The organism is Clostridium sp. M62/1 (assembly GCF_020736365.1).
In the GTDB taxonomy this organism is placed as follows: domain Bacteria; phylum Bacillota; class Clostridia; order Lachnospirales; family Lachnospiraceae; genus Otoolea; species Otoolea saccharolyticum_A.
Map to the genome: position 1 here is coordinate 2,356,615 of NZ_CP085988.1, position 12,107 is coordinate 2,368,721.

Below are 12,107 nucleotides of genomic sequence, written 5' to 3' on the forward strand. Positions count from 1 at the left end.
CAGTTTATCTGTTTACATAAAAATATTATGTAAATCAGCGTGACTGTATATTCTGTTTTGAAAACCTATTGCCCAGTCTCTACTGACTTGTCTTATTGAACAGAGCGTTTACGAAATCATTGGCATTGAATTTCTGGAGATCGTCGATCTTTTCTCCGATTCCCACGTATTTTACCGGAATCCCAAGCTCTGACTGGATCGCCACGGCAATTCCGCCCTTCGCTGTTCCGTCTAACTTCGTCAGGATAATTCCCGTAATGTCAGCCACCTCCATAAACTGCTTTGCCTGTGACAGAGCGTTCTGACCCGTGGTTCCGTCTAAGACTACCAGCGTTTCCCGGTAAGCCTCCGGAAACTCCTTGTCAATGATGCGGTTAATCTTCTTCAGCTCCTCCATGAGATTTTTCTTGTTGTGAAGGCGGCCGGCCGTGTCACAGATCAGCACGTCCGCGTGCCTTGACTTGGCGGCGGCGATAGCGTCGTAGATGACAGCCGCCGGATCGGAGCCCTCCTGCTGGGCAATCAAATCTACTCCCGCCCGGTTGGCCCACTCTGTGAGCTGCTCAATAGCCGCTGCGCGGAAGGTATCTGCGGCAGCCAGAATCACCTTCTTTCCCTGGCCTTTCAGCTGGCCGGCCAGCTTTCCCACAGAGGTAGTCTTTCCCACTCCGTTGACGCCGATGACCAGCACAACCGACTTTCTGTTCTCAAACTCATAGGCGTTTTCCCCCAGATCCATCTGGGAACGGATGCTTTCAATCAAAAGCTCCTTGCAGTCTGACGGCTCCTTGATATGGTGCTCCTTTACCTTTGCTCTCAGATCCTCCATAATCGCCATGGTTGTCTGGATTCCCAGATCTCCCATAATCAGCGTTTCCTCGATCTCCTCGTAAAAGTCATCGTCGATGGCGGAAAATCCGCTGAAAATCGTATCGATTCCCGCCACAATAGAATTTCTCGTCTTGGTCAGTCCCTCCACAAGGCGGCCGAAAAAGCCTTTTCTTCCCTCACTCATACTGTCTGTGTCCTCCTGTTATTCCGGTATTTCTTTCAATGCTGAATCCGTCTGATTTCAATATTGTTTCCAATCTGTCCCCTGCCCCATACTGGATCAGAATCTCGTCTTTCCCGCCTTCGCCTGGGCCTCCAGCTCGCTCTCCACCAGGCTGACGGAGACGAGGGTGGAAACTCCCTTCTCCTGCATGGTGATTCCATACAGCCGGTCAGCTGAAACCATGGTTCCCCTTCGGTGGGTGATCACGATAAACTGGGTGTATTTTGTCAGCTTATGCAGATACTTTGCAAAGCGGTCCACATTGGAATCATCAAGCGCCGCCTCAATCTCGTCCAGCAGGCAGAAGGGCGACGGCTTCAGATTCTGAATGGCAAAGAGAAGAGCGATGGCAGTGAGCGCCTTCTCTCCGCCGGAAAGCTGCATCATGTTCTGCAGTTTCTTGCCCGGCGGCTGGGAAATGATCTGGATTCCCGCCTCCAGAATGTCCTCATCCTCCTGGAGAACCAGGGTTCCGTGACCTCCGCCGAACAGTTCCTTAAACACCTTGTCAAATTCCAGACGGATCTGTGCAAACTTTTCCTCAAACTGGAGACGCATTCCCGTATCCAGTTCCTCGATAATCTTGAGGAGCGTTTCTCTGGCTGTCACCAGATCCTGATGCTGAGTGTTCAGGAACTCATACCGCTCTGACACCTCCCTGTAGTCCTCGATGGCATTGACATTGACAGATCCGAGGGCTTTTATCTCTCCCTTCAGCCGGTCAATGCTTCTGTGGATTTCAGGGATAGTCCCCGGCTCCTCCTTTGCCAGGCTGCAGGCTCCCGAGTAAGTCAGTTCATACTCGTCCCACATATAGGAGATTCTGGACTCTATCCGCTCGGCAGCTCTCTCCCTCTGCCCTTCTAGGCGGAACATCTCCCTGTCCAGGCTGCTGATTCGGCCGGACAGCTCCTCCCTGCTCTTAAAAAAGGCTTTCTGACCTGCCAGCAGCTCCTCCTTTCTGGCTGTCTGCTCCGACAGGCTCTCCCGAATGGCCGCGGTGTCTTTCTCCTGCTCCCCGATCTGCTTTCTGATGCTGTCAATCTGGCGTTTTTTCTCCTCCACCGCCTCAGCACTCTTGCCGCTGCCGCTGTCAAGCTCTCTCTGCTCGGCGCAGAGCCTCTCCTCCTCGTTCTTCAGCCGTCTGATATTTTCTGAGATAAAGCTGTCCTGCTGCCGGACATTCGCCTCCGAAAGCTGGGCCTCCGAAAGACGGCCAGCCGCAGCCTCACGGCTCTCCTGGGCTCTCGAAAGCTCTTCTGACAGGCGATTTGCCAGCTCTGTTTTCTCATCGTGCAGGGTCTCCAGCTTTCTCATCTCCTCTGACAGTTTTTCCGTATTCTCTCTGATCTCCCGGAGCTGAAATTCCAGCTCGCGGCTCTCCATGACCAGATCAGAGGAGGATTCCGCTATCTCCTGCCTTTTTCCCTCCAGCCGCTCAAGATTGAGCTCAGAGGTATTTTTTCTGAGAAAGGCCTCCTGCTTTTCTCCCCTCAGGCGCTCTGCCTCCTCCTTAAGCTGGATCTGCAGAGCCTCGTTGGCCGCTATGGACTTGTGGAGCTCCTCCACCGCCTCCAGGGCAGAGCGGCAGGCTGTTTCCAGTTCTGCAATTTCCCTCTGGCGTCCCAGAAGGTTGCTGCTGTTTTTAAAGGAACCTCCTGTCATAGAGCCTCCGGCGCTGAAAAGCTCTCCCTCCAGAGTTACAATCCGCAGCGTATGCCTGAATTTTCTCGCCAGGGCAATGGCGTTGTCGATTCCATCTACCACCACGACACGGCCTAGCAGGTACCTGGAAAGTGCCTGGTATTCGTCCTTCACCTCCACCAGGTCGCTGGCAAGCCCCAAAACCCCGGGTTCTCTCAGGGCCTTCTCCTGGGTAAAGCCCCCTCTGTCGCTGATTCCTGTCAGAGGGAGAAAGGTGGCCCGCCCGAACCTGTTTTTCTTCAGATACTCAATCAGCTCCTTGGCTGTCTCCTCCCGGTCAGTGACAATGTTCTGGATACTTCCCCCGAGGGCCGTCTCAATAGCTGTCTCATATCGTTTCGATGTGGCAATCAGGTCCGCTACCACGCCGTGAATTCCCTTTACTCTGTTTTTCTGTTCCATTACGCGGCGGATGCTCGTGCCATAACCCTCATACCGCTCTGCTAAATTTCGCAGGGATTCCAGCTTCGTGTGGCTGGTGTGGTATTTCTGCTGCTCTGCGCTCAGCCTTCTTGCAAGCTCTGCGCCCTCATCCTCCGCCTCAGTCAGACGGCAGGCGTTGGCCTCCTCCTGGCTGATGAGAGCGGCAAGCTCCTCCTCCACTCCGGCGAGAACGGCCTCCTCCTTTTTCAGCTCTTCCTCCTGAACAGATTCGTCGCTCTTAAATCGCAGGAGCTTCTGCATCACCTCTGAGCGGCGCACATCCACCTGCTCCAGCATGGTTTCATAGCGCTGGCTCCTGGCGGCAAGACCGGCCTTCTCATTGAGGGCGTTTATGATCACAGCCTTTGCCGCCTCTGACTCTCCGGAAATGGAAAGAAGGCGTTTTTCCCATTCCTCCAGCTCGCTCTGAGCGCTTTTCAGGGCAGCTTCGGCTTCCTGAACCTGCCTTCCGGCTTCTGCCTTCTGCTTTTCATACTCAGCCCTCTGGGAAGCCTTTTCTGAAAGCTCCACCAGGATCGCAGCAGACCTGCTCTTAATGTGTTCCTCGTTCATCCGCTCTGAGTTGATCTGCTCCTCCAGGACCGCAATCTGGCCCTCCAGGCTCTCCCTCATCACACCGGCTCTGGAAAGCTGTTCTCTGCCTGCAGCAAGCTGTTCCTCCACAGCCTCTGCCTCTTTTTCCAGGCGTTCATAATCCAGCTTGAGCTTTTCAGCACTCTCCTTCGCATCCTCCAGATCTCCGTTTACTATCTGCTTCTTATCCTCCAGCTCCTTCAGCTGCAGATTCAAAGCCTTATGCTCCAGTAAAAACAGGTTGGCATCCTCGCCTTTCAGCTCCTCTCTGAGCCGCAGGTACTCCTTTGCCGCCTCTGACTGGGTCTTCAGAGGCCCCACCCGTTTCTCCAGCTCTGAGAGAATATCACTTACTCTGACCAGGTTCTGCTCCTCATCCATGAGCTTTCTCTGGGCGATAAGCTTTCTCCTCTTAAATTTGACGATTCCTGCAGCCTCGTCGAACAGCTCCCTGCGCTCTTCCGGCCTGCCGCTCAAAATCCGGTCGATCTGTCCCTGCCCGATAATGGAATATCCTTCCTTGCCGATACCCGTATCATAGAAGAGTTCCTGGATATCCTTCAGGCGGCAGGCACTGCCGTTAATCCGGTATTCGCTCTCGCCGGAACGGTACAGACGTCTGGACACCGTCACCTGGTCATAGGATATGGGCAGCCTGTGATTAGAGTTATCAAGGGTGATCGCCACATAGGCAAATCCCTGGGGCTTTCGTATCTCGGTTCCCGAGAAGATGACATCCTGCATGGTTCCGCCGCGAAGCTGCTTTGCCCTCTGCTCTCCAAGCACCCACCGCACTGCGTCCGCCACATTGCTCTTCCCGCTTCCGTTTGGGCCCACGATGCCGGTGATCCCGTTGTGGAATTCAAAGAGGATTTTATTGGCAAACGACTTGAATCCCTGAATTTCAATGCTCTTTAAATACATACGCTACCTTAGATTCCTTCCCCAGCCTCTCGCTTCAGCTTTAAAATAGCCTGGTAGGCAGCCATCTGCTCTGCAGCCTTTTTCGTGCGGCCGGCCCCTCGGCTGACTTCCCGTTCTCCGATCAGGGCAGCCACCTCAAACGTCTTATTGTGATCCGGCCCCTCCTCTTTCAGAAGCTCATAGGACAGAAGCTCTGTTCCCCTCGCCTGCACCATTTCCTGGAGAATGGTCTTGCTGTCATAGAAGAGCTTTTTATGCTCCATATCATTTAAGACATAATTTAATATAAACTCCTTCGCGCAGGAAAAGCCGCCGTCCAGGTAGATGGCGCCGATCAGAGCCTCCATGGCATCTGAAACCACAGAATTTCTCGTCCTTCCTCCCGTGGCATCCTCGCCTTTCCCCAAAAGCAGATAGCCCCCCAGACCGATCTGCTCGGCACAGTAGGCCAGGGTCGGCTCGCAGACCATGCTGGCCCTGGTCTTGGTCAGGTCTCCCTCCGGCATATCCGGGAATCGGTGAAAAAGAAAATCGCTGGACACGATCTCCAGAACAGCGTCCCCCAGAAATTCCAGCCGTTCGTTGCAGCCCAGCTTTCCCAAATGCTTCTCATTGGCGTAGGAACTGTGGCTCATGGCCAGCTCAATCAGTGATTTATCCTTAAAGCAGTAATGGATTTTATCCTCCAGCTCCCTAAAGTGTTCTCTTGGCATAACTTCCTCCTGTTCCTGTCCGTCAACAGGTTCTATATGATGGGAGCAGCCCCGTCGCCAGAGCTGCTCCTTTTAAGATGGTATTAATTTAACGCATTCCGAATCTGCTGCGCCGCATCTCCCACTGTGGCAATTCTCTCTGCCGCATCTGCGGGGATCTCGATGTCAAACTCCTCCTCAATCCCCATCACAATCTGAAAAATGTCCAGGGAATCCGCTCCCAGGTCATCCACAAACGAAGCGGAGGCTTTAATCTCCTCAGGCTCTGCATTCAGCACTTCGGCGATAATGCTCTGCAATTTTTCAAATTCCATCGTTTTCCTTCCTGCCTTCCCTTTTTCTTCGCGTATATTTTACACACTGTCCTGCGGCAGATCAAGCATTTTCTTTTGTCTCCTTCAGACTTTCAAGGATTTTTTCATTTATCCTCTGCTCTGTGAAGGTAAGGCACTGGATAATGGAATTTTTCACCTCTGTCCGCTTGGAGCTTCCATGGGTTTTTACAACCAGACCCTTAAGTCCCAGAAGCGGCGCTCCGCCGAAGCGGCTGGCGTCGAAATCCTTTAAGGTCGCTTTTAAGGCAGGCTTTACAAGCAGAGCCCCAATCTTTGAGCGAAGGCTCGTCATCATTCCTTCCTTTACCTTGGAAAGAAGGGTGGCACCCACTCCCTCGTAAAGCTTCAGGATTACATTCCCCACAAAGGCCTCAGCCACAATCACATCTGCTCCGCCGTGAGGAATCTCTCTGGCCTCAATGCTGCCTGTAAAGCGGATGTCCCCGCACTCCTTTAAGAGAGGAAAGGTTTCCTTCACAAGAGCATTTCCCTTCTCCTCCTCCGCTCCAATGTTTACAATGGCAACGCTGGGACTCTTGACTCCCATCACATGCTCCATATAGATAGAACCCATCTTTGCAAACTGAACCAGGTGGGAAGGCCTTGCATCCACATTCGCCCCGCCGTCTAAAAGCAGGGATACTCCCCTCTCCGTGGGGATCAGGACAGCTAACGGAGGCCGCTCCACTCCCTTGATCCGGCCCACCAGGACCTGTCCGCCTACCAGGATGGCTCCCGTGCTTCCCGCAGATACAAGGGCATCTGCCTCTTTGCGGCGCACCATATTCATTCCCACTACCAGAGAGGAATCCTTTTTTGTCCTGATGGCGTTTACCGGAGGCTCCTCTGTGGCAATCACCTCAGAAGCTCCGATAACCTCTATCTGTTCCTTATTATATGTATACTTTGAAAGCTCCCTGTTCACAGCCTCTTCCTGGCCGATGAGAAGCACTTTTATCTCGCTCTTTTCTCTGACTGCCTCCACAGCACCTGCCACAAGCTCCGCCGGCGCATTGTCTCCTCCCATAGCATCTACTGCTATTCGAATCATCTTAAATCCCTTCTTTCACCTGATAAACCTGTAATTACTATACTAGAGATTGTCTGATAAATCAACATTTTCTTTCAGTAAATGCATCCAATTACAGCTGTTCATCCCTGATAAGCCTTTCCTTTTCCGTCATCTTCCCAGCTGCCAGAAGGCTACCGCGCTGGCAGCCGCCACGTTCAGGGAATCCACGCCGTGAGACATGGGAATACGCACCACATAATCGCTTTCCCTGATGGTCTGGGCGCACAGGCCTTCTCCCTCTGTGCCCATGATAACAGCCAGCTTTTCCTCTCTTCTGAGTGCCGGCTCGTCAATGCTGACTGAATCGTCGCTCAGAGCCATGGCCGCTGTCTTAAAGCCCATCTCTCTCAGAAGCTCCTGCCCGTTCTCCGGCCATTTTACCTTCTTTCCGTCAAAAAAGGTCCACGGGATCTGAAACACTGTTCCCATGCTCACCCTGACAGCTCTCCGGTACAGCGGATCGCTGCACCCGGGCGTCAGAAGCACTGCATCCATGCCAAGGGCAGCTGCAGAGCGGAAAATCGCCCCCACATTCGTGGGATTCATCACATTTTCCAGAACCACAATCCGCCTGGCTCCGGCGCAGATGCTGCAGGCCTCCGGCATCCGTTTTCTCCGCATGGCGCACAGGACACCGCGTGTGAGCTGAAAGCCCGTAAGTCTGGTCAGCACATCAAACTGTGCCGTATAAACAGGGATATGACCGCAGCGGGCAATCACCTCCCTCCCCTGTCCTTCCACATGCTTTGTTTCCATCAGAAGGGAAATCGGCTCATATCCGGCATCCAGCGCCCGCTCGATTACCTTTGGGCTTTCTGCAATAAAGATTCCCGGTTCCGGTTCATAAAGGTGAAGCAGCTGTCCCTCAGGAATTCTCGCATATACATCCAGCTCAGGTGCCTCCAAGTCCTTTATTTCTATAATATCAGGCATTCCTTCTCTCCTTCTGGTCATCAAATGTTCATCGCCTAAGTTTATGAGACTAGCGTTTATTCTTTTCATAGAGAATCTGAAGGCCCTTCAGGAGCAGATCATCATCCAGGATAATCTCCCTCCTGCAGTGGGGAACAATTCTCCTTGCCAGGCCGCCGGTAGCTACAACCGTCACCTTCTCTCCCAGTTCCTCCTCTATCCGGTCTATAATCCCATCCATGGCCGCCGCTGCGCTGTAGATCACCCCGCTCTTCATACAGTCGATGGTATTTCTTCCGATCACCCGCTCAGGCGGCGCTTCCAGGCTGATTCCTCCAAGCTGTGACGCATGAGAGGTCAATGAGTCAAGAGAAACGCCGAGTCCCGGATAGATCATCCCTCCCAGATACCGTTTCTGCCCATCGATCACGCAGACCGTATTTGCTGTGCCCATATCAAAAATTGCAAGAGGAAGGGGATACTCTGCTATTCCGGCAACAGAATCTGCCACCAAATCTGCTCCCAGCTGGGCCGGATCGTCAATCCGGATATTCAGTCCTGTCTTGATGCCGGACCCGATCACGAGAGTCTCTTTTTTCAGAATTTTCTCGGCAGCCCGCTTAATATTTACCGTAATCTGCGGAACTACGGAGGAGATAATTCCCCCCTCTATCTCAGCCGGGTGGACATGATAGATGTCCAGAACGCTCTTTATATCAATGGCATATTCCAGCTCCGTCTTCGTCCTCACAGTGGAAAGCCGCTCAATAAAATGGCATTTTTCCCTGTCAATGCATCCGACAACAATATTTGTATTTCCCACGTCAATAGCTAATATCATCTGTAATTTCCTCCATTTTCTCCCTATCCATCCTGCGGGTGCTTTTATCATTATAGATGGAGATGAGGGAAAATGCAATCTGAAACCATTGGGATATAAAATTATATCGCTTTTCTTTCCCTCCCTGATGATAAAAGCGCCGCACTCTCCCGGATTATTCCGGCAGAGTACGGCGCTTTAAGAGGCGGTGTCACTGGCCTTTAAACAGCCTCAGGATTTCACTATGTACCGTCGTACGTCTTCTTTCCCGATAGACACTATCTCCACTGTTTACGAATTTTCAGCTGCATATTTCCTATTTGCAGATCTTCTTAAACTCATCTGCAACGAACTGAACCTGTGTTCCGACAATAACCTGAACACTGTTCTTTCCAGGACGGATTACACCTGCAACACCTGCAGATTTGATCTTCTTCTCATTGACAAGAGCCTGATCCTTTACTTCGAGACGAAGACGTGTGATGCAGTTGTCAACGGAAGTCACGTTGGAAGCCCCTCCAAGTCCCTCAAGGATGATAGAAGCTACCTCTGTGTAGTTGTTATTGGCAAGGCTTACGCTCTTCTCGCTCTCTGTATCGTCATCCTCGCGTCCCGGAGTCTTTAAGTCAAACTTCGTGATTACGATGCGGAACACCACATAGAACACGATGAACGCTGCGATTCCCAGCGGAAGAATCAGCCATGTCTTCGCTGCAGCCGGAAGCTGTGCGGAGAAAATAAGGTCTGTAAGGCCTGCGGAGAAAGAAAATCCTGCGCGGAATCCCAGAGCAACCGTAACGCCTGCGAAAATACCGTATAACAGAGCATATACCAGGTAAAGGCCTGGAGCTAAGAACATGAATGCGAACTCGAACGGCTCAGTAACACCGCAGACAAAGGCTGCGATAGCTGCAGAACCTACAAGACCGATAGCCAGTTTCTTCTTTTCCTTCTTTGCGCAGTGAACCATGGCCAGAGCTGCACCAGGGATACCAAACATCATACATGGGAAGAATCCTGCCATGTACATACCAAGGCTCCATGTCACATCTGCAGATGTCTCGCCTGCCCAGAAGTGAGTCAGGTCACCGATACCGATGGTATCGAACCAGAATACATTGTTCAGGGCGTGGTGCAGACCAAATGGGATCAGCAGACGGTTGAAGAATGCGTAGATACCTGCACCTACTGCGTCCAGGCTCATGATTCCCTCACCGAGAGCTACCAGGGCACCGAATACAACTGGCCATACAAAGAACAGAACTGCTGCCACGATAATGGAAACAAGCGCTGTTACAATGGCAACGCTGCGCTTTCCGGAGAAGAAGGACAGCCAGTCCGGAAGCTTTGTGGACTTAAAGCGGTTGTAGCACATTGCACCGATAATACCTGCCAGAATACCGATAAACTGTGTCTCGATCTTGCTGTAGGATAAGTCTACCGCATCGGCTGCAACGCCTGTTAAGGTTGCGACAACTGCCGGATTTAAGAGCTTGGTCATCATCAGCCAGGATACCAGACCTGACAGACCTGCCGTACCGTCGTTGTCATCAGACATGCCCACTGCAACGCCTACTGCGAACAGCCAGGACATGTTGTCGATCAGGGCGCCTCCGGCCTTCACCAGGAAGAAACCGATAATTGGAAGCGTACCTGAAATTTCTCCGCCCTGCATTACTGCCGGACACAGAGCATAGCCGATTCCCATCAGAATACCACAGACAGGAAGACATGCAACCGGGAGCATCAGGGATTTTCCCAGTTTCTGTAAAAACTTCATTACCATAAATAATGAACCCCTTTCCTTTATTTCGCCTTCCGGCGATGTTTTTATCTGAACCTGCCCCCTTGGCAGGAACAAATCATGTTTCTCTCAGGAGAAGCTTAAAGGCTTCTCTTGCTTTTTCTTCACCGGCTCCGTCAAATTCAAACCGGAGCTCTTCCCCGAAAGCGGCTTCCAGACTCAGAAGTTCCATGATGTTTTTGCAGTCTGCCTGCCGTTCAGACCCAAAGGCTGTAATCCGGCAGCCATACTTTCTCGCTTCCATGAATATCTTCGAGGCCGGTTTTACGTGAAGTCCCTCGGGAACTTTTATCCTGGCAGTCAGTGTTTTCATCTCATCTGCTCTCCTGTCCGCTTCCGGCAGCCTCTGCCTACAGCTCGATGATCGGATCCAGCTCCTTCACATCCATTCCCGTATGGCATACCATGTTCGGATAATCCGGCGTGTTGCAGATAATCACGGGAGTGATCACATCGTATCCTGCCGCCTTAATGGCCTCCATGTCAAACTCTAAAAGCAGCTCTCCTGCCTTCACCTTATCTCCCTGTTTCTTGTGGGCCGTATAGTGCTCTCCCTTTAAATTTACTGTGTCAAGACCCACATGAACAATAATCTCGGCACCGTTGTCCGCCGTGATGCTGACCGCATGTTTTGTCTCAAAAAATACGCTTACCACTCCGTCCGCCGGGGCAACCACCCGTCCCTTGGAGGGGATGACAGCAACTCCCTTTCCGAGAATTTCCTGACTGAAGGTGGGATCATTTACCTCTTTCAGGGAAACTGCCTTTCCCTCCACCGGCGCTAAAATCACTTTCTTATCGTCTTTGCCTCCAAACATCTTTTTCAGTGAAAACATCAAACTACCTCTCTTTCTTCAGCTGACTCTAGGTTCTGATTCTTCTGATATGGACAGCCAGATATGCGGTCTCTTCCTCCGTCACATCATGGCTGTATGCATCCTTTATATATTCTCTGAGCTTTAAGCTGCATTCATATTCTTCCGGGTACATCTCTGAAATGAGGCGGTTAAATTCAGGATTTCCGCTGTCTAACAGCTCTCCTGCCACAATCCTCTGAGCCAGAAATCTCAGGTGAGTGACAAACCGCTGGTAGTTCAGAGAGGTTTCATCCAGGCTCATCCCAAAATACTCTGTGACGATTTTCACCACCTTCTGTATCAGGTTCGTAATGTCAATCGTCTCTCTCATGGCTGTGTTATACTCTGCTGTTACCACATGGAGAGCGATAAACCCAGCCTCATCTACAGGAAGCCTGACTCCCACCCGGCGCTCAATAAGAGCAACTGCATACTCTCCTATCAGATACTCTTCCTTGTAAAAGGCTCTGATCTCGTTAAGAAGCGGATTGGAAAACCGGATCTTCTGCCGAAATCTCTCAACAGCAAAATTGATGTGATCCGTCAGGGTAATGTAAATATTCTGATTCAGGCTTCTGTTCAGCACAGTCTTTGCATAGCTTATAATCTCACTGGAAACCTGGATATGCTCTAAAGGCAGGTTGGAGAGAAGCTCCTTAAACCGATCCATGCTGTTCTGGCTGTCCAGGCGGAATATCTTTTCTATCTTTGCCTGGGGAATCTCCCTTCCGGCTTTCATTCCAAAGCCCAGGCCCCTTCCCATGACTATGACTTCCTTCCCGTCTGCATCCAGAGCGCTGACAATATTATTGTTAATGATTTTGTCGATTTTCATAAATCATGCTTCCTCTTCAGGCAAAATAAAAAACCAACCTTGAAAATGAAGTTCCCTGCG

The 12,107-nt window shown here is 51.5% G+C and carries 11 protein-coding genes; all 11 read right to left on the reverse strand.

What is annotated here, in order from left to right:
* Positions 1-79: 79 nt before the first annotated feature.
* The 11 genes from ftsY to licT all read right to left on the reverse strand — a co-directional run bounded on the left by ftsY (position 80) and on the right by licT (position 12,047).
* Positions 80-1,015, reverse strand: a complete 936-nt coding sequence (gene ftsY / locus LK436_RS11040) for a signal recognition particle-docking protein FtsY (protein WP_008398370.1) — start codon at positions 1,013-1,015, stop codon at positions 80-82.
* A 96-nt stretch (positions 1,016-1,111) separates the two neighbouring features.
* Positions 1,112-4,699 carry a chromosome segregation protein SMC gene (gene smc, locus LK436_RS11045; RefSeq protein ID WP_008398371.1) on the reverse strand — a complete coding sequence of 1,196 codons (3,588 nt, stop codon included), beginning with the start codon at positions 4,697-4,699 and terminating at the stop codon, positions 1,112-1,114.
* A gap of 8 nt (positions 4,700-4,707) precedes the next feature.
* Complete coding sequence (gene rnc, locus LK436_RS11050) at positions 4,708-5,412, reverse strand: ribonuclease III (protein WP_008398372.1); 705 nt, start codon at positions 5,410-5,412, stop codon at positions 4,708-4,710.
* Between the two features lie 83 nt (positions 5,413-5,495).
* Positions 5,496-5,726: an acyl carrier protein gene (gene acpP, locus LK436_RS11055; protein WP_008398373.1), complete on the reverse strand. Its 231-nt coding sequence runs from the start codon at positions 5,724-5,726 to the stop codon at positions 5,496-5,498.
* Between the two features lie 61 nt (positions 5,727-5,787).
* Positions 5,788-6,798, reverse strand: a complete 1,011-nt coding sequence (plsX, locus tag LK436_RS11060) for a phosphate acyltransferase PlsX (protein WP_008398374.1) — start codon at positions 6,796-6,798, stop codon at positions 5,788-5,790.
* Between the two features lie 129 nt (positions 6,799-6,927).
* Positions 6,928-7,752, reverse strand: a complete 825-nt coding sequence (locus tag LK436_RS11065) for a TrmH family RNA methyltransferase (protein WP_015574126.1) — start codon at positions 7,750-7,752, stop codon at positions 6,928-6,930.
* Between the two features lie 49 nt (positions 7,753-7,801).
* Positions 7,802-8,572, reverse strand: coding sequence for a type III pantothenate kinase (locus LK436_RS11070; protein ID WP_015574125.1), 771 nt, complete (start codon positions 8,570-8,572; stop codon positions 7,802-7,804).
* A 295-nt stretch (positions 8,573-8,867) separates the two neighbouring features.
* Positions 8,868-10,331 carry an N-acetylglucosamine-specific PTS transporter subunit IIBC gene (nagE, locus tag LK436_RS11075; RefSeq protein WP_044931584.1) on the reverse strand — a complete coding sequence of 488 codons (1,464 nt, stop codon included), beginning with the start codon at positions 10,329-10,331 and terminating at the stop codon, positions 8,868-8,870.
* A gap of 82 nt (positions 10,332-10,413) precedes the next feature.
* Positions 10,414-10,668 carry an HPr family phosphocarrier protein gene (locus LK436_RS11080; RefSeq protein ID WP_008398382.1) on the reverse strand — a complete coding sequence of 85 codons (255 nt, stop codon included), beginning with the start codon at positions 10,666-10,668 and terminating at the stop codon, positions 10,414-10,416.
* A 37-nt stretch (positions 10,669-10,705) separates the two neighbouring features.
* A complete protein-coding gene (locus tag LK436_RS11085; RefSeq protein ID WP_008398383.1) occupies positions 10,706-11,191 on the reverse strand; it encodes a PTS sugar transporter subunit IIA in 486 nt (161 codons plus the stop codon).
* 28 nt (positions 11,192-11,219) lie between these two features.
* Complete coding sequence (gene licT / locus LK436_RS11090) at positions 11,220-12,047, reverse strand: BglG family transcription antiterminator LicT (RefSeq protein ID WP_008398385.1); 828 nt, start codon at positions 12,045-12,047, stop codon at positions 11,220-11,222.
* Between the last annotated feature and the right edge of the window lie 60 nt (positions 12,048-12,107).